Origin of the sequence: Alishewanella maricola, from assembly GCF_016343785.1 — a bacterium.
GTDB classification, from domain to species: Bacteria; Pseudomonadota; Gammaproteobacteria; order Enterobacterales; family Alteromonadaceae; genus Alishewanella; species Alishewanella maricola.
Window position 1 is genome coordinate 96,824 of record NZ_JAEINI020000007.1, and the last position, 24,566, is coordinate 121,389.

At 45.7% G+C, this 24,566-nt stretch carries 25 protein-coding genes and 1 riboswitch; of the genes, 12 read left to right on the forward strand and 13 right to left on the reverse strand.

Annotated elements, in window-relative coordinates; genetic code table 11:
• Positions 1 to 73: 73 nt before the first annotated feature.
• Together JAO78_RS11675 and JAO78_RS11680 are read right to left on the reverse strand one after the other, a co-directional pair.
• Entirely contained in the window at positions 74 to 1,780 is a 1,707-nt protein-coding gene (locus JAO78_RS11675) for a M28 family metallopeptidase (protein WP_226751537.1), read from the reverse strand.
• Between the two features lie 89 nt (positions 1,781 to 1,869).
• Positions 1,870 to 2,466 carry a hypothetical protein gene (locus tag JAO78_RS11680; RefSeq protein WP_226751538.1) on the reverse strand — a complete coding sequence of 199 codons (597 nt, stop codon included), beginning with the start codon at positions 2,464 to 2,466 and terminating at the stop codon, positions 1,870 to 1,872.
• Positions 2,467 to 2,542: 76 nt separating this feature from the next.
• Between JAO78_RS11680 and JAO78_RS11685 the strand changes: the two genes are divergently transcribed.
• On the forward strand, positions 2,543 to 2,812 hold the full coding sequence (locus JAO78_RS11685; RefSeq protein WP_226751539.1) for a DUF3081 family protein: 270 nt from the start codon (positions 2,543 to 2,545) through the stop codon (positions 2,810 to 2,812).
• 118 nt (positions 2,813 to 2,930) lie between these two features.
• Positions 2,931 to 3,103: riboswitch (Lysine riboswitch) on the forward strand.
• A 92-nt stretch (positions 3,104 to 3,195) separates the two neighbouring features.
• Positions 3,196 to 4,545 carry a lysine-sensitive aspartokinase 3 gene (lysC, locus tag JAO78_RS11690; RefSeq protein WP_226751540.1) on the forward strand — a complete coding sequence of 450 codons (1,350 nt, stop codon included), beginning with the start codon at positions 3,196 to 3,198 and terminating at the stop codon, positions 4,543 to 4,545.
• Positions 4,546 to 4,683: 138 nt separating this feature from the next.
• Here lysC and JAO78_RS11695 read toward each other — a convergent pair whose 3' ends face one another.
• Together JAO78_RS11695 and queC are read right to left on the reverse strand one after the other, a co-directional pair.
• Complete coding sequence (locus JAO78_RS11695) at positions 4,684 to 5,109, reverse strand: hypothetical protein (RefSeq protein WP_226751541.1); 426 nt, start codon at positions 5,107 to 5,109, stop codon at positions 4,684 to 4,686.
• 49 nt (positions 5,110 to 5,158) lie between these two features.
• A complete protein-coding gene (queC, locus tag JAO78_RS11700; protein ID WP_226751542.1) occupies positions 5,159 to 5,815 on the reverse strand; it encodes a 7-cyano-7-deazaguanine synthase QueC in 657 nt (218 codons plus the stop codon).
• 113 nt (positions 5,816 to 5,928) lie between these two features.
• On the opposite strand from queC, the gene queE reads away from it, so the two are divergent.
• Positions 5,929 to 6,594 carry a 7-carboxy-7-deazaguanine synthase QueE gene (queE, locus tag JAO78_RS11705; protein ID WP_226751543.1) on the forward strand — a complete coding sequence of 222 codons (666 nt, stop codon included), beginning with the start codon at positions 5,929 to 5,931 and terminating at the stop codon, positions 6,592 to 6,594.
• Between the two features lie 30 nt (positions 6,595 to 6,624).
• On the opposite strand, the gene JAO78_RS11710 is transcribed toward queE, so the two are convergent.
• The 5 genes from JAO78_RS11710 to bepA form a co-directional block, all read right to left on the reverse strand.
• Positions 6,625 to 7,203: an LON peptidase substrate-binding domain-containing protein gene (locus tag JAO78_RS11710; RefSeq protein WP_226751544.1), complete on the reverse strand. Its 579-nt coding sequence runs from the start codon at positions 7,201 to 7,203 to the stop codon at positions 6,625 to 6,627.
• Between the two features lie 113 nt (positions 7,204 to 7,316).
• The gene (locus JAO78_RS11715) at positions 7,317 to 7,772 is read right to left on the reverse strand and encodes a DUF2069 domain-containing protein (protein ID WP_226751545.1); all 456 of its coding nucleotides are present in this window, start codon (positions 7,770 to 7,772) and stop codon (positions 7,317 to 7,319) included.
• The gene (gene wrbA, locus JAO78_RS11720) at positions 7,772 to 8,356 is read right to left on the reverse strand and encodes an NAD(P)H:quinone oxidoreductase (RefSeq protein ID WP_226751546.1); all 585 of its coding nucleotides are present in this window, start codon (positions 8,354 to 8,356) and stop codon (positions 7,772 to 7,774) included. The genes JAO78_RS11715 and wrbA overlap by 1 nt, the downstream gene beginning before the upstream one ends.
• Positions 8,353 to 8,697 carry an arsenate reductase (glutaredoxin) gene (gene arsC, locus JAO78_RS11725; protein ID WP_226751547.1) on the reverse strand — a complete coding sequence of 115 codons (345 nt, stop codon included), beginning with the start codon at positions 8,695 to 8,697 and terminating at the stop codon, positions 8,353 to 8,355. Before arsC ends, wrbA begins: the two co-directional genes overlap by 4 nt.
• 19 nt (positions 8,698 to 8,716) lie before the next feature.
• Positions 8,717 to 10,165, reverse strand: coding sequence for a beta-barrel assembly-enhancing protease (gene bepA / locus JAO78_RS11730; RefSeq protein ID WP_500786068.1), 1,449 nt, complete (start codon positions 10,163 to 10,165; stop codon positions 8,717 to 8,719).
• A 246-nt stretch (positions 10,166 to 10,411) separates the two neighbouring features.
• Between bepA and JAO78_RS11735 the strand changes: the two genes are divergently transcribed.
• Positions 10,412 to 11,482, forward strand: a complete 1,071-nt coding sequence (locus JAO78_RS11735) for an AI-2E family transporter (RefSeq protein ID WP_226751549.1) — start codon at positions 10,412 to 10,414, stop codon at positions 11,480 to 11,482.
• A gap of 2 nt (positions 11,483 to 11,484) precedes the next feature.
• Here JAO78_RS11735 and JAO78_RS11740 read toward each other — a convergent pair whose 3' ends face one another.
• The 4 genes from JAO78_RS11740 to JAO78_RS11755 form a co-directional block, all read right to left on the reverse strand.
• Positions 11,485 to 13,509 carry a TonB-dependent receptor family protein gene (locus JAO78_RS11740; protein ID WP_226751550.1) on the reverse strand — a complete coding sequence of 675 codons (2,025 nt, stop codon included), beginning with the start codon at positions 13,507 to 13,509 and terminating at the stop codon, positions 11,485 to 11,487.
• A gap of 2 nt (positions 13,510 to 13,511) precedes the next feature.
• Complete coding sequence (locus JAO78_RS11745; RefSeq protein WP_226751551.1) at positions 13,512 to 14,627, reverse strand: PQQ-dependent sugar dehydrogenase; 1,116 nt, start codon at positions 14,625 to 14,627, stop codon at positions 13,512 to 13,514.
• Between the two features lie 112 nt (positions 14,628 to 14,739).
• Entirely contained in the window at positions 14,740 to 15,207 is a 468-nt protein-coding gene (gene bcp, locus JAO78_RS11750) for a thioredoxin-dependent thiol peroxidase (protein ID WP_226751552.1), read from the reverse strand.
• Positions 15,208 to 15,216: 9 nt separating this feature from the next.
• Positions 15,217 to 15,738: a glycine cleavage system transcriptional repressor gene (locus JAO78_RS11755; protein WP_226751553.1), complete on the reverse strand. Its 522-nt coding sequence runs from the start codon at positions 15,736 to 15,738 to the stop codon at positions 15,217 to 15,219.
• A gap of 188 nt (positions 15,739 to 15,926) precedes the next feature.
• Between JAO78_RS11755 and dapA the strand changes: the two genes are divergently transcribed.
• From dapA to ihfA, 8 genes are all read left to right on the forward strand, one after another.
• Positions 15,927 to 16,814: a 4-hydroxy-tetrahydrodipicolinate synthase gene (gene dapA, locus JAO78_RS11760; RefSeq protein ID WP_226751554.1), complete on the forward strand. Its 888-nt coding sequence runs from the start codon at positions 15,927 to 15,929 to the stop codon at positions 16,812 to 16,814.
• Between the two features lie 5 nt (positions 16,815 to 16,819).
• Positions 16,820 to 17,887: an NlpB/DapX family lipoprotein gene (bamC, locus tag JAO78_RS11765; protein WP_226751555.1), complete on the forward strand. Its 1,068-nt coding sequence runs from the start codon at positions 16,820 to 16,822 to the stop codon at positions 17,885 to 17,887.
• 84 nt (positions 17,888 to 17,971) lie between these two features.
• On the forward strand, positions 17,972 to 18,688 hold the full coding sequence (gene purC / locus JAO78_RS11770; protein ID WP_226751556.1) for a phosphoribosylaminoimidazolesuccinocarboxamide synthase: 717 nt from the start codon (positions 17,972 to 17,974) through the stop codon (positions 18,686 to 18,688).
• 84 nt (positions 18,689 to 18,772) lie between these two features.
• A complete protein-coding gene (locus JAO78_RS11775) occupies positions 18,773 to 19,858 on the forward strand; it encodes a DUF2066 domain-containing protein (RefSeq protein ID WP_226751557.1) in 1,086 nt (361 codons plus the stop codon).
• On the forward strand, positions 19,859 to 20,551 hold the full coding sequence (gene hda, locus JAO78_RS11780) for a DnaA regulatory inactivator Hda (RefSeq protein WP_226751558.1): 693 nt from the start codon (positions 19,859 to 19,861) through the stop codon (positions 20,549 to 20,551). It begins immediately after the preceding gene.
• Between the two features lie 121 nt (positions 20,552 to 20,672).
• Positions 20,673 to 21,653 (forward strand): phenylalanine--tRNA ligase subunit alpha, encoded by a 981-nt coding sequence (gene pheS, locus JAO78_RS11785; RefSeq protein ID WP_226751559.1) that lies wholly within the window; start codon positions 20,673 to 20,675, stop codon positions 21,651 to 21,653.
• A gap of 15 nt (positions 21,654 to 21,668) precedes the next feature.
• Positions 21,669 to 24,056 carry a phenylalanine--tRNA ligase subunit beta gene (gene pheT, locus JAO78_RS11790; RefSeq protein WP_226751560.1) on the forward strand — a complete coding sequence of 796 codons (2,388 nt, stop codon included), beginning with the start codon at positions 21,669 to 21,671 and terminating at the stop codon, positions 24,054 to 24,056.
• A gap of 2 nt (positions 24,057 to 24,058) precedes the next feature.
• Positions 24,059 to 24,355 (forward strand): integration host factor subunit alpha, encoded by a 297-nt coding sequence (gene ihfA, locus JAO78_RS11795; protein ID WP_226751561.1) that lies wholly within the window; start codon positions 24,059 to 24,061, stop codon positions 24,353 to 24,355.
• The last annotated feature ends 211 nt before the right edge of the window (positions 24,356 to 24,566 follow it).

A 24,566-nucleotide genomic window follows, 5' to 3' on the forward strand; every position in this document is an offset into this window, starting at 1 on the left:
ATTGATTCTGAATTTATAGCGATAAAAAAAGCAGCCGAAGCTGCTTTTTAATGTAACTGATTAAATTAAAAAATTATTCTTGGCGTTGTGCCGCTGAAGCATCACGAATAGCGCGGAACTCGTTACCTTGATACCAGTTTGGCCACAGTCGACTATTCGCTAACTCGTCACCGACGCGGTAGTACAAGAACAGATCTTGCTGAGCACCACGTAAGTCCCAACTTTCATCCCATTCATCGCCTACTTTGTGATAACAACAGCTGTTGTATTCTGCACGTTGAGCCGAACCCCATTCTGAGCCGTTTTGATAGTGGTCATTACCGCCTTTGGCATACAGGATCGGTACCCCTTTTTTCGACAAACTAAAATGGTCTGAACGGTAAGCAATGCCTGCTTCTGGATTCGGCTCTTTTACGGCATATCGATTTTGTGCTTTGGTGTGTTTTACCAATATTTCTTCTAAGTCGGTGTTACCCAGTCCAACAACGACCATGTCTTTCATTGGGCCATAAACGTTCATCACATCCATATTGATGGCTGCTACTGTTTTCTCTAATGGGAATACTGGATTAGCAGCATACCAAGCAGAGCCAAGTAAGCCACGTTCTTCCGCTGTCACTAACACAAATACCACTGAGCGCTCTGGTTGGGCGTGTTGTTTAAAGTATTCCGCTAAGGCAATAACAGCACCGGTGCCGCTGGCATTATCTTGCGCACCATTGAAGACTTTATTGGTTGGGTTAGAGAAGTCCATGCCAAGGTGGTCCCAATGCGCCATGTAAAGTACGTATTCATCGGGGTATTTGCTACCTTCAATGTAACCGACCACATTACTTGAGTTGAGCTCACGTAAGTTGTTATCGATGGAAACCGACGCTTTCACATTTAATGGCACCGGTTTGAAATCACCTGATAAAGCTTGTGCACGCATGCTTTCAATATTTTGATCAATGTTGCTAAATAGCTTTTCAGCGGTTTCAGCGGTGATCCAACCTTCCACTTGTGCACGATCACTGTTTTTGTTTTCTTTGATTAAATCAAATTTAATCGGCGAGCCATGCGCAACCACGCCCCAACCATAGCTAGCAGGTGCAGTTTCGTGAATGATCAAGACCATTGCCGCACCTTGACGAGCTGCTTCTTCATATTTGTAAGTCCAACGACCGTAATAAGTCATGGCATTACCGTTAAACAATTCAGGATTTTGAGTTGCATAACCGGGGTCGTTAACAAACATCACGACGGTTTTGCCCTTAACATCTAAGCCTTCGTAGTCGTTCCAATTATATTCTGGCGCAACAATACCGTAGCCGACAAACACCATTTCGCTTTCTGCGACATTAACTTTATCAACAACTTGGGTGGTCCAAGCAATCATGTCATCGCGATAAGCTAAGCTATCAGGCACGGTATTGCCACCGCCCGTAAGTGTCATTGCCGTGACATTTTTCGGATCAATTTGCACCAACGAGACCGGTTGTTTATAGCTGTCGCCATCAATGCCTTTTAAACCGATACGGCGAAAATTATCCTCAATGTAAGCGACGGTAAGCTCTTCGCCTTTAGTGGCTGGAGCGCGCCCTTGAAATTCATCTGAAGACAGGGTTTTGATGTATTCAGCGAGTTTAGGGTTAAAGTCGGTATCGACTAACGCAGGGGCTTCGGTGGTTGCCGTAGCCGCTGCCGCGTTACTAGGGGCTTCGGCAGGTTTATCGCAAGCACTGAGGAATAGTGCAGAGGCTAAACTTAACCAGATAGCAGGTTTAACAGTATCTTTCATGAGAACTTCCTTGGATGTGTTAGGCTATATTCTTAGTGTATGAGTCGACGACACACTTGCCTAGTGCTGCCGTCGCGAAATTAGGGCGGTTAATCGGCATAACCCCAAGGTACAGGCGGTAAAGACACCGGTTGAGTCAAATCAAAGTCGACCCGAAATTCGCGGCCTTCGCGCACTAGCCGATAAGTAAATTGTTCTGGATAGACATACATTTGCCAGGTATTGCCAATGGATTGTGCAGAGCCATTGGCGGCAAATAACTCTTTAGAGTATTGATCGGCAGGAAACGACTGCACGTTTGGCCAACCGGCATCAACAGTATGGCCCCCATACATGGTTTGCTCGTCATGCGAACCATCTTTATGGCGGTGATCATGTTTTAAGGAGAGTCCTGAACCCGTTTTAGTGATAATCCAAGTACGCGAATGATTGTCACCGACATGAAACGGTATTTGTAATTCTGTATCAGTGCAGCGGCGTACATGCATAATTAATGCACCTTCAAAACCCGGTGCAGCGGGCGTATCAACGACGGTTTTACCGGCAAAGGCTTTTCCGCACAGTGCTTTTAATTGATTAAAAAAACTATCATGCGTGGCAATAGAAACGAGCGGTGCGGGTTGGACAATGTTGGCGTGAGCTGCAAAGATGCTGAGTAAACTGGCAGCAGCAAAGGCTATTTTCATTATTTTTCTCCTTTAAAGACAATCGAACTATACCGATAAAGCGTAACTGGTTCAAACCGAACAAACTGGAGTCATTATGCAAAACGAAATTGATGGCAAGTTCTTACTGAATTTGTACAGTAAAATTGAAAAATCAGGTCAAGCCGTGAACACCGAGCACGGGGCGGGCTTTGAATTAGAAGGCATAACCGTAAGCCAAGGTTTTGATGGTTATGAAGTCTACTTTACCGATGGGCAAGTGCAACTCACCTTGGGTTTTCATAATAAATGGCATGCCGATGCCGCTGAAGAAAAAACCATGGAACGTTTTTTAGAACGGTTAAAACATATTCAAACACATTATTAATGTCTCGTTGGCGCTTGACGGTTCAAGAAAATAATTGCATTCTTACATCTAGATGGCTAAAAGGCTATTGCAAGTCTGCAGAAATCTTGGTAAAGTCCGCGCCGTCAATCGTATTCGATAGACCAGAAGAGGCGCGCTAGCCAGGTATTCTATGTCAGAGCACTATCACTCGTAGCATAGTTGAGGGGGTTTAGCGCCGAGAGTGAGTAACGAGATAGACATTACTTACTCGGTCGCTAAGGCTGAATCCTTAGGACTGTCACCTGTAATCGGTGGAGAGCTTCTGGCCTTTGTTACTTTCAGCAACGGTCTGTTTCTATTCTCGTTTTGCCTGCTAGCAAATGCCATGCTCTGCTTATCTAATTTGTTAAGGAGAGACCTCAGTGTCTAAATTTATTATTGCCAAATTTGGTGGCACCAGTGTCGCTGACTTCGATGCTATGTCTCGTTGTGCCGATATCATTCTGGCAGATGACAATATCCGTGTGGTAGTGGTTAGCGCAAGCTCTGGCGTAACCAACTTGTTAGTGGATATTACCAAAACTACTGATGTCAGTTCCCGTCACGATGCCTTTGCTGGCATTGAGCGTATTACTTTAAATGTGTTGAATCGCTTACAGCAACCGCAAGCCGTAGCCGAGCCTATTGAGTTGTTGTTGGCTGAACTTAGAGCGATGATTGAAAATGGCGGTGCGGTATATAGCAGCGCACATAAAGATCTGATCCAATCCTTTGGTGAGCGTTTAAGTTCAGTGCTGTTTGCACAAGTATTAGTTGAGCGTGGTGCGGCCTCACTGTGTTTTGATATTCGCCGTGTTATGCGCACCGACAGTCGCTTTGGCAAAGCTGAGCCGCAATTAGCGATGATCGCTGAGCTTGCTCAAGTGCATTTAACACCGTTGTTAGCCGATTATCGTGTTGTTACCCAAGGCTTTATTGGCGCAGATGATTTTGAACAAACCACAACCTTAGGCCGTGGCGGTTCCGATTACAGTGCCGCCTTATTAGCTGAAGCGATCCAAGCGGCAACGGTACAAATATGGACCGACGTTGTGGGTATCTTCACCACCGATCCGCGTTTAACCAGTGATGCGCGTTGTATCCGCGAAATCAGTTTTGACGAAGCAGCAGAAATGGCCACTTTCGGTGCTAAAGTGTTACATCCTGCTACCTTGTTGCCGGCAATGCGGCAAAATATCGCGGTGTTTGTCGGTTCAAGCCGTGAACCGGCTGCCGGTGGAACGTGGATTGCGAAGACCGTGCAAGAGCGGCCACCTTATCGTGCTATCGCTTTGCGTAAATCACAAACCTTGATCACAGTAAAAAGCCCTGCCATGTTGCATGCCGCGGGTTTTTTAACACGGGTGTTTGATACGCTTAGCCGTCATCAGATCTCGGTCGATTTGGTCACAACATCCGAGATCAGTGTGGCGCTAACGCTGGATGAGGGCGGCATGACCAGTGCTTTTTCTAATAGCGTTGAACCCGCGTTAGATGAGCTTAAAACCTTTTGTGAAGTTACCGTTGAGCAAGGTTTAAGTTTAGTGGCGGTAATTGGTAACCATTTACATAGCAGTAAAGGGGTAGCCGGCGCGTTATTCCATGCGCTTGAGCGTATTAATATGCGGCTGATTTGTCACGGCGCTTCAAAGCATAATCTGTGTTTCTTAATCCAAGATCAGGATGGCCCCGCTGTCGTTAAGCAACTGCATCAAAGCTTGTTTAGCAGTTAACACGGCCTCATTTCGCCACTGAGCTAGCGTAAAAAAACCGGTTTTAACTTAAGATAACCTACTTAAGCCTAACCGGTTTTTTTGTGGCTGACGGGCTCGTTTTCGTGTGATGTTGGTGTAAGCCAACGAGCTAAGCTGTTAACGATAAGCCAGCACACTGGCGTGCAGTTCGCCACAGCAATTGAGGGGTTGGCCAACGCACAGCTGCTGCGTATCGCTGAGCCAAACCGACAAAGGTTCAGCGCTATCTGTAAGACGCAGTAATAGCTGCTCATCACTAAGGATCTGCTGTACGACGCCACTAACCTTAACTTGCGGCAAGCTGGCAACAATGGCTTGTAACGATGGGTTTGCTTGGATGTCGTCATCGCTCAGCCGTTTGGCCTCCCACAAACTACAACGCAGCGTAATCGTCTGTTGACGCCGTTCTGCTATGGCATCAAAATCGTCTTCATCACCATCAATGATCAGTGCTTTTAATCCTGTATAGCTACACTGGGCCAACTCTGCACCGGCAGTGTAGGGCAGGCGACTCAGTTTAGTGATCTGAGTGTCTATTTGCATGGCGCTTCGCTCCTATTTAGCAAAAGACAGGATTAAACAGACAGCGCCGTTATTCATATACCAACGGATCGCTGGTGTGATTAAGTGCAAAGGCTTCTAAGCGCTCCTGACAAGAACCGCATTTACCACAAGCATGTTCACGACCGTTGTAGCATGTCCAAGTTTTGCTGTAATCCAAGCCCATTGCTAAACCATCTCGTAAGATCTCAATTTTTGTTTGATATAAATACGGGCTGACAATGTCGACGGGTTGATAATTAGCGATCTGACAAACATCATTCATTTTTTCAACAAATTCAGGTCGGCAATCTGGGTAGATAAAGTGATCACCTGAATGTGCACCATAATATACCGCGCGCGCACCAAGAGAGTCGGCATAGCCGACCGCAAGCGACAATAAAATCATATTGCGGTTGGGCACTATGGTCGATTTCATGGTATCAGCAGCATAATGGCCTTCAGGTACATCGATGTCACTAGTCAGTGAAGAGCCGCTAATTAATTGGTTAATCGCGGTAATATCAACAATTTTATGGTCGATATGTAATTCCTGGCAAACTTGCTCTGCGCATTTTAGCTCTTTAACGTGGCGTTGGCCGTAATTAAAAGACAGTGCATATACCTGATGGCCGGCATGAATGGCATTGTGCAGCACCGTGAAGGAGTCCATACCGCCAGAATAAATAACCACAACTTTTTGCGTCATTCGCGCCTCTCTCTAGTATAATGCCGGAAAATTTGGCCGCGTAGTATAGTGCAAAAGCGGCTAGGGCGCACTAATTGCGTCGGTTACTTTAATTTAGAGGATTAACAAAGCGGGTGTATAAGGTTAACGAAGTTTTTCAAACCATTCAGGGCGAAGGTAGTTTTACCGGTATGCCAGCGATTTTCGTGCGATTGCAGGGCTGTCCTGTGGGCTGTGCTTGGTGTGATACTAAGCACACTTGGGCCATTAATATGGAACAGCAAGTCGATTTGGCCCAGGTCAGTGCGAAACAAGCCGATAGTGAATTTTGGGCAAATGTCACACCGAAAGCCTTGTTAGCACTGTTTGCCGAGCGTGGTTATCAAGCCCGGCATGTGGTGATTACCGGGGGGGAACCTTGCATGTATGATCTCGTCCCATTATGCCAAGCGTTAAGCGAGCAAGGTTACAGTAGCCAAATTGAAACCAGCGGCACGTTTGAAATAAAAGCCCCTGCTGATTGTTGGGTGACGGTATCACCAAAATTGAATATGGCGGGGGGCTATAAAATTTTAGCTAGCGCTTTGCAGCGCGCTGATGAAATTAAACACCCGGTGGCCATGCAAAAACACGTTGATGAGCTTGTGACGTTATTAACCGAGCATCAAATTTTAAATAAGTTAGTGTATTTACAACCGATTAGCCAGCAAAAGCGCGCCACTGAACTCGCCATCGCCAGCTGTATTCAGCATAACTGGCGGTTGAGTGTGCAAGTGCATAAATACTTGGGTATTGAATAAGAATACAACATCAGCTTTCAGCTCTGAGGCTTAGGCGTTATGTTCGAACCAGCTTTCAAGTTGCTCTAAGCAATAGGCAGGATCACTTTGCGCTAAGCTCACCTTAAGTGCCGGTTGCATTGGCAGTAATTCTAACCAGCGCCCGGCCAGCCAAGCGCCATCATCCAGTTTAGGCTCTGGGTATAATTCCGCTAACAGCGGGTATTCGTCTAAGAGCGCCGCAAAGGATTGCGCAAAGCCATGCTGAGCTGCCGGCAGCAGTGTATCAGCCCAATCTGCTTGTGCTTCTACTTCGGCTATGTGCAAATTATCACTCTCTTGCCAACGGTGGCAGATATGATAACGACTTACGCCACGCAAGGTGATGCCTAAGAGACCATCTGGCAATGCTTCAAAATCTTCTATTTTCACCTTACAGACCAGTGGCAATATCCGATCAGGGTGTTGTTGACTGACGAATGGATTTAACGTGGCCATTGCAAAATCACGTTTTTCACTTAGCGATTCTTTGACCAACCGGACATAGCGTGGCTCAAATACCCGCAATTTCATTCTGCCACCGGGTAACAGAAAACTGCTTAATGGAAATAGTGCCAATTGCTCGCTCATAACTACTGCATATGTTTATTCAAGATAGTGAATATTACGGACTCAATGAGCAAGCAGATTGCTCGCATAAAAAAAACTGCAAGATACTGAGGGTAAATTGCAGTTTTGCTGGATTAACGACCCGAGATTTTGCGCTCAGGATCATCTTTTAATTTGGGGATTTTTAAACCGAGTTCTTGGCCGCGATTGCGGGCAAAGTAGGTGCAGCCATAAAACATGACGCAAGATAGCACTAACTCAACTGCAGACAAGGCTTGATATAAGCCGCTGCTGACCCATAAGTTGGTTAAACTGTGTAAAAAATAGATCATGACAATAAAATTAGCCCAAGCAAAGGTATATGCTTTGGCTTTGATGATGCCTATCATCGGTAACCATAACGGTAGCCACAAAAAAAGGAGTGTACTAAGCGTGCTGGGTTGCAAATTTTGATCTTCACCATAACTCACTGGGGCCAACCAAAGATGCCACAGCGGGATCAATAGCCATAAGCCCCAATAGCCAAGCCTACCCAATAACAGAAAACGTTGGGTTTGCGCAGACATGGGCACTGCAGAAGTTGCTGTCATTAACTTGTAAATCCTTTGTTTTTCAATGCAATACTAAGCTGACCTAGGCGTTTGCCAAAAGCCAAGGCTAATCGCTGTTCGTCAACCGATAACTGGGTATCATGGTTTAAACCACTCACATGGCTTGGGCCGTAAGGAGTGCCGCCACTCTGGGTTTTATGCAGCTCAGGCTCGCTGTAAGGCACGCCCATTAATACCATGCCGTGATGTAGCAAAGGTAACATCATACTGAGTAGGTTGGCTTCGTTGCCGCCATGCAAACTGCCTGAGGACGTAAAGACCCCCGCGGCTTTGTTAATTAGCTCGCCTTTAAGCCAACAACTGCTAGTGGAATCCCAAAAAGCTTTTGCTTCAGCGGCCATATTACCAAAACGTACTGGGCTACCAAAGGCTAAACCATCACATTCTCGTAACTCTGCTAATTCAGCGACGGGGTGCTTAGGCACGCTGGTTTTATCAAAACCAGCGATACAGCGAACCTTTGCTTCGGCACCGGCTTGTTGGATGCCGCTAGCGATTTTCTCAGCCAAAGCGGCGACTGAGCCATGACGTGAGTAATAGAGGACTAAAACACTGCAAGTCATGCTAACAACGCTTCAATATTAGCTAACGGCCGGCCAATCGCCGCTTGCTCACCTTTAACTACGATAGGGCGCTCCATTAAACGGGGATGCGCAACTACGGCCTCGATAATCTGCTGTTCGCTGAGCGACGGATCTGCCAAGTTCAAACTTTGATATTCTGGCTCTTTACTGCGTAAAATCTGCCGTGCAGGTAATTTTAACTTTGCCAATAAATCAACGATAGCTGGGTAATCCAGTGGCGTTTTTAAGTATTCAATAACTTGATACGGTTGGCCGCTATCGGCCAGAAGCGCTAGGGCGTCACGGCTTTTTGAGCAACGTGGGTTATGGTAAATAATCATAATAGGTCCTGATCGTCAGTTACATACGTTGCAAGCGCTCAAATTCAGCTTGCAGTTGACGTTTTTTGGCTTCAATTCGCCGGTTTTCTAAACGGGCATCGGGTTTAAGACTGTTCAACGCTTCATTCAAATCATCGATGGCTTTTGGATAATTAGCCAACTGATAAAACAGATCCGAGCGTGTTTCATAATATTTGGCGAAGTCTTCTTGTGCTTTATAAGCTTCTGACAGCAAATCATAGGCTAAGATATTATCGTCTTTGTAATACAATAAGTTACGTAGTAAATGTACGGCTAAACCGTAGTTAGCTGATTTCACGGCCACATTAGCATAGTTTAACGTGACCACTTGGTTATTCGGCCGCAGTAAATAGGCTTGTTGTAAAAACTCTTTGGCTTGCTCGTATTTCTTTTCAGCTATCAAGATATCCGTATAAACATCAAGGTAATACAGGTTGTACGGATCTTGTTTTAGTAAGTCTTCTATAAGAATTCGGGCTTCTTCATAGTTTTTGTTATCCAGCTTGGCAATGGCTAAACCGTAATGATTAGCGCGGGTATTGCCACCGGGTTCAGTTAGCATACGTTCGAAAATGATTAACGCGTCTTTGGTACTGTAATGATAACGGGCTAAAATGCGCGATTTAGTTAAAGTGAAATCTTGGCTATCCGGCACAAAACGTTTTGGAAACTGTTGAGCTCGTAAACGGGTGTCGCTGACTCGAGCTTGCGAAAGAGGATGCGTTTGTAAAAAGGCTAATTGCTGATTGACAAACCGGCTTTGTTGACTTAATCGGCTGAAAAATATCGGTACGGCATTAGGATCAAAACCCGCTTCGGCTAGGATAGTCATCCCTATACGATCGGCTTCTTGCTCGTTACTGCGGGTAAAGTTAATGGCACTTTGCTGTGCCGCGCCCTGCGAGGCGGCCATCGCAGCCATACCCGCTTCAGGGTTGATGGTCGCTAAAATAATCGAACCCAACAAACTGGCAATGGTAAGTGGCGAGCGTTGGTTTTGCGCTTCGACAAAACGGGCGATATGTCGTTGTGTCACGTGGGCAACTTCATGGGCGATCACCGACGCAAACTCACTTTCACTTTCAGAGACCGCTAAAGTACCCGTATGAGAAACGATATTGCCGCCTAAAGAGGCAAAAGCATTAATCTCTTGGTTATTGACCCAATAAAATTTAAAGGGAAATTTTACATCATTCGAGCGAGCGACTAAACGATTACCCAGTGCATTAAGGTATTCATCGAGTAAAGGATCGTACACCATGGGTAAACGAGCACGGGTTTGTCGGATCAGTACATCACCGATTTGTTTTTCTTTTTCAGGCGTTAACGTTGAAAAAGCGTTGCCGCCGATATCGGGCAGGGTGTTTAAAGCCATAGCGGATGGCGTCTGCAAACTTAATGTGAGCAGAGAGAGCAAAATTGTCTTTCTTACTGCAAAGCGTATCATAAATCACTGACCTGTTTGATGCTGCAAATTAAGCTACATTTCTGCTGGTTTGGCTCTGTTAAACGCTGTAAGTTCAGTAAAGTTTAACGAAGCGTCACTGATTGTAGCTTTTTAAAACAATCAGTAAGCTAACGGCTCAATACAGCACTAATTTACCACATTCAGCACCCTGTCTAACAGTGAGTCGTTACTTTTATGCTGATGTTGGTATACTGCAAAATCGTTTACATTTACGCGAGACATCACATGCTAGACTGGTTGCAAAAATGGTACAAAAACAAATTCTCTGATCCGCAGGTTGTTACGCTGTTTTTGATGCTGCTGACCGGTTTTTTTGCCATTTATTGGCTCAGTGGTATGTTAGCGCCAGTGTTGGTCGCCATTGTATTTGCCTACTTATTAGAATGGCCTGTTGCACGTCTAACGCGCTTTGGTTTTAATCGAACCATCAGTACCAGCGTGGTGGTGCTTGGTTTTATGAGCATTTTGATCCTGCTGTTGATGTGGGTGGTACCGATTGCTTGGTATCAAGGCCGAAACTTATTACGCGATTTGCCACAAATGATTGCACTCGGTCGCACTTACTTACTCGAATTACCTGAACTGTTACCCGGCATGGTCGGCGAAGATCAGATTTTATTGCTGATGCAATCAGTTGATGAGCGAGTCATGACGTTTGGTCGCACCGTGCTGTCGTTATCACTGGGATCTATTGTGGATTTAGTCGCGCTGCTGATTTATCTGGTATTAGTACCTGTCATGGTTTTCTTTATGCTAAAAGATAAAACCGAGCTGTCTAATGGCTTTGTGCAGTTTTTACCCGATGAACGCAAATTAATTACTCAAGTTTGGCACGAAATGAACGTGCAGATCATGAATTATATTCGTGGCAAAGTGCTGGAGATTGTCATTGTTGGTACGGTGAGTTACGCGGTATTTTCGTTATTTGGGTTAAATTATGCGATGTTATTGGGCTTACTGGTCGGTTTCTCGGTACTTATCCCCTACATTGGGGCGGCCGTGGTCACACTGCCGGTGGCAACGGTAGGCTTGTTTCAGTTGGGTTTAACACCTGAATTTGGTTACTTACTGTTGGCGTATGGCATTATTCAAGCCTTAGATGGTAATGTATTGGTGCCGCTGTTATTTTCAGAAGTGGTTGATTTAAATCCCGTTTACATCATCATTGCGGTATTGTTTTTCGGAGGGTTATTTGGGTTCTGGGGGATTTTCTTCGCCATACCTTTAGCTTCACTGGTTAAAGCAACAGCGAAAGCGTGGTCAACGAGAGTTCATCCCGCTGACCCCGCAGATTAAGATTACCAGCGATAATTTAGGTTCACACCCGCACTAAAATAGCGTCCAGGTGCGGGTTCAAAAGCGCGGCCATTACTTTGATTAACCACCACCGCACCCACATTTTTCCGATCGGTCAAGTTGTTCACTTTTAGCCAATAACGCACTTGCCACTTTGCTAACACCTGCTCGCTGCTGATAGCGGCATCAAAAGTAACGGCGCTTGGCGCAAAATCACTATTCTCATCATCGGTTGCAATTTTACTACGATAGCTGCTGATCCATTCTAAATACAATGGCAGCGCTAAGCGGGGTTGATAGCGTAATTGCGAATAAGCATCTGTTTTTGCTACGCCGGGTAAGCGATTTCCTGATAGCGCTGTTGACGCAAAGGTCGCATCAAGTAAGGTTAAGCTAAAATCGTGTTGCAAATGCGCGGATAACTCGGTGCGCATTGCCAACTCAATACCATCTCGCGCAGTATCACCGGCATTACGATAACTAGTGCGGCCGTTATTGCTACTGGCAACCAACAATTCATCGCTGCTGCGGATACTGAACACACTTAAGCTCATGCTGCTTGAAGCATCTTGGTACTTTACACCTGTTTCCCACTGTCGATTTTTACTTGCCTGTAAGCCTAAATTTAAGCCACTGCCTTCAGTTTTATAGGCAAGCTCGCTTAATGTGGGGGCTTCAAAACCCTGACCTGTGCTGATAAACCAAGCCCAGTTGGCGGCAAACTGATAATTCATACCGATGGCGCCAGCATGTTGGTAATAATTGCGCTCACCACTGTCATCTGGATTTGCGCCTTGGATAAAATTATCGCGAATGGCATAGTACAGTTCGGTGTAGCGTAAGCCCCCATTAAAGCTCAATTTATCGGTCGGTTGATAATTGACACGCCAGTAAAGATCCCGGTTTTCGGCGAGATTGGTTTCGTTACGTCGCAAGTCACCCCGCTGTCCGAATTGATTGACATAACCCTGGCGAGCATCATCACTTTTTGCAAAAGCCGCGCCAACCAAAGTACTCAGCTCAGGGTGCAGCTGCCATTGCTTTTGTGCATTCGCGCCTTGGAAATCGCGGTCTAGTGCAATGACACCGCCTGATGAGGTGATGGCAGAGCCGGTGAAGGCTAAGTTTTGCGCCACTTCACGATTACCTTGCCAAATAGCAACTTGCCAAGGATGCTGACCACTGTGGGCTAAGGCGAGGCTGGCTTGATGTTGTTGGGTGCTTTTAGTGGTATCAAACAAACTGGCTTGAGGTGCTGTTTGCTCAGGATCTTCTCGCCATTGCTCTGCGGATAAACTCAGCGGATCTTGCAGCAGGGGATCATTCGAGCCATCAATACGCAGGCGCAGAGTCAGCTCGTCTGTTAATAAGCTTTGCCAACCAAATTGAATTTGTTGCTTACGAGCGCTGGAACGCTCTCGAAAGCCCTCTGTTTCAAAGTGTTTAGCGGCTAACTGCCAACTATTATTTAATGAGCGTTGGCTAATTTGCAGTTGGTATTGCTGATGCATAGAACTTAACGCGAGATCACTGCTCACCCCACTGGGTTGTTGCTCATTAGTGTATAACGAAATCACGCCACCGGCGCCATTGCCATACAATACGGCCATCGGGCCACGTAATACTTCGGCATAAGCAATGTTATCTAGTAAAACGCTGGAAAGTTGGCCTTGGCCATCGGGTGCCGAGATGGGTATACCGTCTTGTTGTAAGTAAATACCACGAATACCAAAAGCGCTGCGGCTACCAAAACCACGTAAACTGAGCCGTGTGTCTTGCGCAAAATTGGCACGACTATCAACTTGCAAGCCGGGGATCCCTTGCAGGAGTTCGGCGCTATCGATTAACAGACCGTGTTCATTGCGCCTGGCAATGTCGATACTCGCAGGCGTACTGAGCCAAGATTGTTGTTGCTGACTGGCTGTAACCACAATAATTTCTGTGGGTTCAGCCGCGAATGCCGAGTAGGGCAACAAGCTGGTGGCAACAAGGCCACCGGCTAGTGTAAATCGAGGAAGTATAGACATGTTTAATTGGCAGCTTTTAATCGAAGAATTTGGCCATTAATTTGATCGGTCAGCAGATACACTGCACCATCAGGGCCTTGGCGGACATCACGGATCCGCTGGCCAATCATAATACGTTCTTCATGACTGACTTTTTCACCGTTGAGTTCTAAGCGCACGAGTTGACCAAATTTCAGTGATCCAACCAATAAGCTGTCTTTCCACCCAGGAATGGCGTCAGATAAGTAGAAGCTCATACCGCTGGGTGCAATGGATGGCACCCAATAATGCATTGGCTGCTCTAAGCCGGCTTTTTTGGTTTGACCAATAGTGCCGCCGCCATATTCTTCACCATAAGTAATCATCGGCCAGCCATAATTAAGTGTGGCACGAGTGACGTTAATTTCATCACCGCCTTGCGGGCCGTGTTCATGCGTCCACAATTCACCCGTTGCAGGATGCAGAGCTGCACCTTGAATATTACGATGACCATAAGACCAAATATCATCTAAGACTGCAGCATCTTTCACATAAGGGTTATCGGTAGGTACGCTTCCATCTAAATGTAAGCGGATCACTTTACCGTGATGGTTATCTAAGGTCTGTGCATCATCGCGGCGCTGCCCTCGATCGCCCAACGTGATAAATAAGTAATTATTATCTTGGATCACTAAGCGCCCGCCAAAGTGATGGCGGCTTTCAAATTTAGGATTAGCACTAAACACAATTTTTAAATCGCTGATTGCTGTGTCGCTTAAAGTTGCCAGGGCGACTGCTGTACTGCTGCCATTTTCGCCAGGCTGATTAAAACTGAAATAGAACTGCTTATTCGATGCGAAATCGGGGTGTAACACCACATCGAGTACCCCCCCTTGACCGTTGACAACGATGTCGGGTAAGCCCTGTAAAGGTGCGCTAAGGCTACCGTCTGTATTGACTAAACGCAGCTTGCCAGCGCGTTCTGTTACTAACATCCGACCATCGGGTAAAAATGCTAGGCCCCAAGGGTGCTCTAAGCCTTCGGCCACTTTTTCAATAGACAAGACTGATTTTTCTGTTTGTATGGTTTGTGCATTCACAACAGCTGAGGCTAACAATAGGGCCGAAGCCAAGGCAGAAAATGATATTAATTTATTCATCGGGTGCTCCAAATAGGGAAAAAGCTAGGCGTAATCGCTGGATATGATGCTAGCAGTTCTGCCGTTATTTAGTATAACGACAGGCTAAAATGCGAGTCTGGCAAGATGAATGCTAGCCTTTTAAGTAGCTGAGTACGACTTCGTGGTGATCTTTGGTTTTAAATTTATCGAAGACTTTTGCAATGCTACCGTCTTGATTGATAAGAAAGCTTAAACGATGCAAACCATCGTATTCTTTACCCATGAATTTTTTCAAGCCCCAAACGCCAAAAGCTTCCGCAACCTGATGGTATTCATCTCCAAGCAAGGTAAAATTCAATTGATCGCGTTCAGCGAATTTGGCTAAGCGTGTCGGTGCGTCAGTGCTAATGCCTACCACTTTAACGCCTAACTGTTCAAGTTCAGCCATGCTGTCACGCAGCGCACAGGCTTGCACAGTGCAACCTGGCGTCATGGCTTTTGGGTAAAAGTAAACAAGTACGCGCTGCTGTTTAAGCAAAGCACTAAGATTGACGGGCTGTTGTTGTTGATCGGGCAACGTAAAATCAGGGGCGATTTGTCCGGCGGTTAGTGTTTGCATAGCGTTTCCTTATTGTTGTGCTTGAAAAGTACCTTGTAAGCCGAGTTGTTGCATCAAGGCAAAGAGTTCTACAGAAATGTGTTCAGCATCAATTCCTTCCGCTAACTCCAGCGTCATTTGCGTATGCATCATTACGCCGTTTGCGCTGGGGCTGGTAGCCGATTGCAAAGAGCCAATGTAAATATTGTGACTGGCTAATAATCCCGTAATAGCACCAAGTGTACCGACTTTGTCTGGGCCCGCGTAGTCCAATACATAATGCGACACAACGTGAGTTTGCGATTGGCCACTAGTACGTTTACTCATCGTGGTTAGATCAAGTTCTAATCCTAGCGCCGGTAACAGGTGCTCAATACGGCTGATGGCTGGTAAATCTCCAGAAAGCAGCATAATAAAGGTGAATTCACTGCCGAAAATAGCCATACGGCTATCAATAATGTTGCAATTACATTCGGTCACCAAGCGGGCTAGCTTACTGACGATGCCGGTGCGATCCGGGCCTATCGCGGTAACCACAAGTTGAAGAGGCATAGCACTTCCTATAAAGGTCTAAAAACAGCAGTTTTTTTGCCAACATGATACGGCGCGCAGTTTAGCATATTGCAAATGAATGTCATCTGCCCTTACGCATCAGCAATCAGGGTGAAAGCTTGCTTGTGTTTACTGGCTGCTGTCTTTAACATAGGCGCCCTTAATACAAAATGTGGAGCCACAGTAGCATGTTCAAAGGTAGTATCGTTGCCCTGGTGACGCCGATGACCGATGAGGGTCAGGTTGATTATGAGAGCTTAGCGCAATTAGTGGCTTTTCACTTGGCGCAAGGTAGTGCCGGTCTGGTGATAATGGGCACTACAGCAGAAGCTGCTACCTTAACCATGGCAGAACAACATGCAGTGATGGCTAAGGTATGCGAGCAAGTGGCGGGGAAGATCCCGGTCATTGCGGGTAATGGTGCAATGTCGACCAGTGAAACCATTGCTAAAACGCAATTTTTTGCTGATCTGCCCATTGATGGCTATCTAACAGTGACACCGTTTTACAATAAGCCAATGCAAAAAGGCATGCTGGCGCATTTTACTTCGGTAGCGGCGGCAACTGACAAGCCGATCATTTTATACAACGTGCCGGGCAGAACGGGCGTTGATTTACTACCGGAAACGGTAGCAGCATTAGCGAAAGTTAACAATATCGTCGGTATAAAAGAAGCGACCGGTTCACTTGCTCGTTTAGCCGAGCTTAAAGCGTTATGTCCTGCTGATTTTTTACTGTTAAGTGGCGACGATGCGAGCTTTGCACAGTTTATGTTAGCGGGGGGGCACGGTGTCATCTCGGTGTCGGCTAATGTCGTTCCTGCGGCCATGAGCCAAGTGTGTCAGGCTGCTTTTGCCGGACAAAATGCAGCAGCCTTAGCCATGGATGCAAAGCTTCAAGCGCTTCACCAAGATTTATTTATCGAATCCAATCCAATTCCAACAAAGTGGGCATTAAAACGCATGGGCTTAATCAAGTCCGATTTTTTGCGCTTACCGTTAACCCAGTTGGAACCAATTCATGAAAAACGAATCGAACAGGCATTACAAAAAGCCGGAATTTTAGAGCAGGAGTAGTTTAGGTGCAAAAGTGGGCAAATGGTATTATCGCTGTCAGCGTCTTAGTAAGTGGCTGTTCAGTTTTTGACAAAACACCAACAGAAAGCACTGAGCTGAAGAAAGTTAACTTGCAGATCCCCGCAGGTATGGCCACACCCAATCAGCCAGCAATCTATGATATTCCAGCCAATCAGCCGGTGCAAACTGCCTCGAAAGAGCAAATCAGTAAGCGTTCTCCTACCTTAGTTCTTGCCACTGCAACCAGCAGTCGCCTAGAGGAAGAAGAAAAACTTGCTCGGGTATGGTTTGAACGTAATGATTTAACCGGTGAGTTAACGCCTTTTGTGACTGAGCAATTGCAGGCGTTTTTTCAACAGCAAGCCATTGAATTAAATCAAACTGACGATGCCGGCTTACGGTATGAAACGGGTTGGATCAAGCGCTCTGAGACTTCCGGCTTTCTGTTTTGGAAATCTGAAGATGCTGTGGATCAAGTACGTTTTCAAATTGAGTTAGCGCCTCGGCCGCATGGTCGCAGTTTAAGTATGACGGTGACATTGTTAGAGCATCAGTATTTTGTGCCAGGTGAACAGCTCAATGCGGTTCAAATTAAAGCCAACGAAGTGAATTTACTTAACCGAGTGATTAATCAAGTGGCTGTAACCGAGGTCGCCAAGGCCCGTGATTTACGTGCACAAGTGACGGAAGTCTCTTTGGCTCCCGGTATCGACAAAGCCGGCAATGCCGCTTTAATCACTGAACAGCCGTTAGATGTGACATGGTCACAGTTAGAGTTATTATTTAATGATTTAAATTTATCGGTAACAGATTTTGACCGTTCTGTTTATACCTATTATTTGAATTACACCAAACCAGAACGGGGTTTTTGGCGCACCATTACGTTACGTGATGCCCCTTTACAGTTACCCATAGAAAATGGCGATTACCGGATTGTGTTATCACGTTTAGCCAACAACCATACTGCGATTGCTTGGTTAGACAAAACAGGTGAGCCATTATCTGCTGATATTGTGAACAGTATTTACGAGCCGATGGTCACTGCCATCCGTGCAGCCGGTGCTGAGTTATAATCTGCGGTAAAAAGTCATTTGCGATCAGGCCAAAGCCCTTTATACTTTGCGCCTGATTTTAGTGCCTGCCGATCGGAGTTTAAAATGGTCCAAAAGACAACTGAGCTGTACCGTGGAAAAGCCAAAACAGTGTATAACACCACAGATAATTCGCTGCTCGTGTTACACTTTCGTAATGATACCTCTGCTTTTGATGGTGAGCGTATTGAACAGCTTGATCGTAAAGGCATGATCAACAACAAATTTAACTTTTTCATTATGCAAAAGTTGCGAGAAGCCGGTATTCCAACGCAAGTTGAGAAATTGCTCAGCGATGATGAAGTGCTGGTGAAAAAGTTAGACATGATCCCGGTAGAGTGCGTTATTCGTAATTATGCTGCTGGTTCATTGGTGCGTCGTCTTGGTGTTACTGAGGGGATGGCTTTAACGCCTGCCACCTTTGAATTGTTCTTAAAAAATGATGCGTTACACGATCCGATGGTGAATGAATCGTTAGCAGTGTCTTTTGGCTGGGCAACAGCTGAGCAATTAGCGGAAATGAAGCGTCTGACATTTAAAGCGAATGAAGTATTAAATGCTTTGTTTGACGCAGCCGGGATGTTGTTAGTTGACTTCAAATTAGAATTTGGTGTTTTTAACGGCCAAGTGGTGTTAGGTGATGAATTCTCACCGGATGGCTGCCGTTTATGGGATAAAGCAACCCGCAAAAAACTGGATAAAGATCGCTTCCGTCAAGGTTTAGGTGGCGTGGTAGAAGCTTATGAAGAAGTGGCCAATCGTTTAGGTGTTCATTTAGGCTAATCGTTTGCTTGTTTTAGTGAAGCCACCTGCGGGTGGCTTTGTTATAATAAGGCGTAATCACGCGAGCAGCGCAAAGGAGAAAGCATGGTCTTGGCTAAATGGCTGGGGTTAGCATTAATATTGTTGTTTAGCAATGTACTGTGTAGCGCAGAGCGTCCGCCTTTGTATCAGGCTGAAGTGAGTGCAGAGCAAACGCAACAGCAATGGCAACGTGAAGCCTTACAGCAAGTGTTAATGCGTGTGACTGGTCGCCCAGATATTATGCAACAAGCCGAGCTTCGAAATGAATTAGCGAATGCCGCAAGCTACGTTAAGCAGTTTGAAGCGATCCGAACCGAGCAGGGCAATAAGGTTCGTGTTGTCTTAGACAGCCAACGTATTCAACAATTACTTAAATCTTACCAAATACCAGTTTGGGGTGGGCAAAGACCTGAGATTTTATTTTGGATTGTTGAACAACAACAGTTGCAACGTAATTTTGTGCGCCGTGCTGATAGCGTCTGGCTAACCAGCTTAAGCAGCGCTTTGCAGCAACAAGCCTTGCCTTTTACTTTACCCTTGTATGATATCGACGACTTAATGCTGTTAACTGAAACTGATGTGTGGGCTGGGTTTTGGCAACAAATTGACGCCGCCAGCGCACGCTATCAAGCAGATGAAGTGGTGGTGTTATTACTCGAAACCACAAGCGATAACCCTGAATTACCCTGGCGTTTAACCGCGTTGCGACAGCAAGAAGGGCGCGTATTACGACATGAATATCAAGCGGCCAATGAAACCGAATTAATGCAGCAGTATGCGGCTAGCTTAGGTCAAGAACTGGCGCAACAATTCGCTATTTTACTTAACCCTGCAGCAGAGCAACATCTGGTACTGCAAGTCGGTGGTATGCAAAGTTTGGCCGAGGTGGTCAGTGTTGAGCGTAACCTAGCGAGTTTACTGGGGGTCAGCAAAGTTCAGATCGTGCAACAAAGCGCGCAATTTACTCGTTTTCAGCTAACTATCCAAATGAGTACCGAGCAATTATTGCAAAGCTTGCAGTTTGAACCGACTATTCAAAAAATCGATACCCTTGAACCTTCTTTCGGTGCCTATCCTGGGGTACCGATGCTGCAAACGGATCCTAATCCATCGGATGTGTTAGCGGTATTTCAATTTGTTAGGCGTTAAATGCAACTGACTTTAGCTGTTACTTTGCCTGAAGATGAAACCTTAGATAGTTTTTATGCCGCCGAACATAGTGCGGCAGTGAGCTTTTTAAAGCAGTATTTAGCTGATCCTACTGGGCAAGCACCGGTATATTTATTTGGTGCCAGTGGTAGCGGTAAATCGCATTTATTATATGCTGCCTGCGTGCAGGCGCATGAGCAAGGCCGCACCAGCCAGTTAGTGGCGTTGCAAGATTGTGAGCAATTAACTCCGCGGATCTTAGATAACCTTGAGCAACTCGATCTGGTTTGTTTAGACAATATTCAGGCGGTGGCGGGCGATCTCAACTGGCAGGTGGCGGTGTTTGATTTATATAATCGTCTGGTTGAGCAAGGTAAGGCACTGATTATTGTTGCTAATCAAGCACCACAACAGCTGGGGATCACCTTACCGGATTTAGTGTCACGCTTGCATGCCTGCACCAGTTTTCAATTACGGTTGTTAAGTGATGACGACAAGCAAGGCTTATTACAGCAAAAAGCGCGGCTCAAGGGCATTGAACTGCCTGCTGAGGCGGCGCGTTATTTATTAAACCACCATAATCGTGATATCCGTTCGCTGGTGGCTATTTTAGATCGACTTGATAAAGCCTCTATTGTGCATCAGCGCAAACTCACTATCCCATTCATCCGTGAAATTCTGCAACAAGCCTAAAATAATCAGAAAAATCTGCTTCTAAACGAAAAAATCTGCTGCTAAAACTGCGTGCTAGCCATTTCTGGTGTATTATTGGCGGCTTTGAATCTAGGCAATCCTGGTGACGTTGAGGACAACAATGAACCTGACAGCGATATTAAATGAGGCTCTGGCTGCGGTAGCAACCGCGAGCGATATTCCTGCTTTAGAAGAGGTTCGCGTAACCTTTATGGGCAAAAAAGGCAGTATTACCGATCTGCTGAAATCCTTAGGGGCGATGGACCCAGAGCAGCGTAAAATCGCTGGTCAACAAATAAACGAATTAAAGCAGCAAGTGCAAGACGCGCTAAATCAAAAACGTGATCTGTTACAACAAGCGCAACTTGCTGCTAAGTTGGCACAAGAGCGAATTGATGTCACCTTACCCGGCCGCGCTATTGAAAGCGGTGGCTTACACCCGGTCAGTCGCACTATTGCGCGCATCGAAAGTTTTTTTGCTGAGTTAGGTTTTGAAACCAAGCACGGCCCAGAAATCGAAGACGACTTTCATAACTTTGATGCGCTGAATATTCCTGAGCACCATCCTGCCAGAGCAGATCATGACACCTTTTATTTCAATCCTAAGCTGATGTTGCGCACGCAAACCTCGGGCGTACAAATTCGCACTATGGAAAAAGAACAACCGCCACTGCGCATTATTTCGCCAGGTCGGGTGTATCGCAATGATTATGATCAAACACACACGCCAATGTTTCATCAAGTTGAAGGCTTAATGGTCGATAAAAATGTCAACTTTGCTGAGCTAAAAGGCATTTTGCATGACTTCTTGCAAAACTTTTTTGAAGAAGACTTACAGGTTCGCTTTAGACCGTCGTTCTTCCCATTTACAGAACCTTCTGCTGAAGTGGATGTGATGGGTAAAAACGGAAAATGGTTAGAAGTACTCGGCTGTGGCATGGTGCACCCGAATGTGCTGCGCTCTGTCGGCATCGATCCTGACGTGTACAGTGGCTTTGCCTTTGGTATGGGCGTTGAGCGTTTAACGATGTTGCGTTACGGCGTTACCGATTTACGCTCATTTTTTGAAAATGATGTGCGCTTCTTAAAGCAGTTCAGATAAGCGGAGTAGAACAAGATGAAATTTAGCGAATCCTGGTTACGTGAATGGGTTAGCCCTAAGCTGGATACTCAAGCTTTATCTGAACAATTATCCATGGCCGGTTTAGAAGTCGATGGTATTGCAGCGGTCGCCGGTGAGTTTAGTGGCGTAGTCGTCGGTGAAGTCGTGGCTTGTGAGCAACATCCTGATGCCGATAAATTGCAAATTACCAAAGTGTCTATTGGTTCTGCGGAGTTATTAGACATTGTTTGTGGCGCAAAGAATTGCCGTTTAGGGCTAAAAGTTGCGGTAGCTACCGTGGGTGCGGTATTACCGGGTAATTTTCAAATTAAAAAAGCCAAACTGCGTGGACAGCCTTCACACGGTATGTTGTGTTCATTCTCAGAATTAGGCATGGCAGATGACTCTGACGGTATTATGGAATTACCAACAGATGCGCCAGTGGGCACTGATCTTCGTCAATATTTAGCTTTAGATGATTTGACTATCGAAGTTGATTTAACGCCAAACCGTGCTGACTGTTTAGGGATTAAAGGCTTAGCGCGTGAAGTGGCCGCGTTAAATAAACTTGAGGTTTGTCAGCCTGAATTTACGCCAGTTGCTGCGACCATCGATGAACAAAAAGCCATCAACCTTAAAGCCCCGAGTGCCTGCCCACGTTATTTAGGTCGTGTCATTCGCAACGTTAATGTGCAAGCGCCCAGCCCATTATGGCTAACTGAAAAATTACGGCGCTGCGGTGTTCGTAGTATCGATGCCATTGTTGATGTTACCAACTATGTTTTATTAGAACTGGGGCATCCAATGCATGCCTTTGATTTAGCAAAAATCAACGGTGATATTCAAGTACGAATGGCCACAGCCGGCGAGAAACTGGTGTTATTAGATGGCGAAGAAGTGACTTTGCAGGCTGATACCTTATTAATCGCCGATGCGGATAAAGCGTTAGCGATGGCAGGTATTTTTGGTGGTTTAGACAGTGGTGTTACAAAAAACACTACGGATATTTTCCTAGAAAGTGCCTTTTTTGCCCCTCTAGCCATTGCCGGTAAAGCGCGTCAGTATGGTTTACACACGGATGCCTCGCATCGTTATGAGCGCGGTGTTGATCCTCAATTACAACGTACCGCCATGGAACGTGCTACCGCCTTGTTGTTGCAAATAGTCGGCGGTGAAGCAGGCCCGATCACCGAAGCGGTTGCTGCAGACTATTTACCGGTAAAAGCACCAATCGTGTTGACTGAGCAAAAGTTAAAACGCATTGTTGGTCATGATATTGCCCGCAGCGAAGTGACTGATATTTTTCAGCGCCTAGGCTTGAGTGTCACAGATACTGTAGAAGGTTGGCAAGTGACGGTGCCAGGTTATCGTTTTGATATCAGTATCGCCGAAGATTTGATTGAAGAAGTGGCTCGGGTGTATGGTTATAACAATATTCCAAACCAAGCGCCTATCGCAGCCTTAAAAATGCGCCGTTTTAATGAAGCCAGTTTAAGTGTGTCGCAAATGCGTCAGGTGTTGGTGGATCGTGGTTATCAAGAAGCGATTACTTACAGCTTTGTTGATCCTAAAGTTCAGCAAGCTTTGTTTGCTGATCAGCCTGCCTTAGTGTTACCTAATCCGATTTCGGCAGATATGTCAGCCATGCGTTTAAATAGCTGGCCAGGCTTATTACAAGCGGTGCAATACAATCAAAATCGTCAGCATAATCGGTTACGTCTATTTGAATATGGCCTAAAATTTATTCCTGATGCTGCTGCCGAAAACGGTGTACGTCAAGTACCGGTGATCGGCGGCGTGGTCGTGGGCTCTTATGCCAATGAGCATTGGACGATCGCAGAGCGTCCGGCTGATTTTTACGATGTGAAAGGTGATGTTGAAGCCCTGTTGGCCTTATTGTCAGCGCCAGATTCTGTACATTTTGCTGCGGCAGAGCACAGTGCACTGCATCCTGGGCAAACTGCAGCTGTGTATGTTGATGGCGAGGTAGTGGGCTATTTAGGTGCTTTGCATCCCGAAGCTGAACGTAAGTTAGGCATTAAAGGTAAAGCTTTCTTGTTTGAGCTTGAAGTGGCCGCTTTAGGCCTTCGTCAAATAGTACAAGCGCAAGATTTATCAAAATACCCGGCAAATCGCCGAGATTTAGCGGTTGTTGTTAGATCAGATGTGCATTTTGCTGATATTGTTGCTAGTATTAAAAAAGTTGGCGTAAATCAGTTAGTTGACCTAAAATTATTTGACGTATACACCGGTCAGGGCGTTGCGGAAGGGTTTAAGTCATTAGCGATTGCTCTGACCTTACAGGATAAAGCGCGTACGCTTGAGGATAAAGCTATCCAAGAGGTTATAAATCAAGTGGTTAGCGTGCTTAAAAATGATTTCGACGCAACGTTGAGGGAATAAAGATGGCGCTTACCAAAGCTGATTTAGCAGAACGTTTGTTTACCAAGTTTGGCGTAAGTAAACGAGATGCCAAACTAATAGTGGAAGCTTTTTTTGAAGAGATCCGTGCTGCGCTAGAGTCTGGTGAGCAGGTTAAGTTATCGGGTTTTGGTAATTTTGATTTGCGCACTAAAAACGAGCGACCAGGCCGAAATCCAAAAACAGGTGAAGATATTCCCATTTCTGCTCGCTGTGTAGTCACGTTTCGGCCAGGCCAGAAACTGAAATCACGGGTAGAAAGCGGTACCAGTAAAGGTTAGATAAACATTAAACCTTAAAACGGCAGTTACAGAGTAACTGCCGTTTTTTTTTGATTTTTTTTAAAGGGTTGATCCGAATGAATAGGCGTACTGTAAAGAAGAGTGTTCACTACTGAGCAAAATGCTGACAGCAGTAACGTCAGGATCAGTGCTGCCGTGCTTTCTATTGGTAGGATCCTTAAATAATCGTGTTTAGGCAATTTAGGTAAAC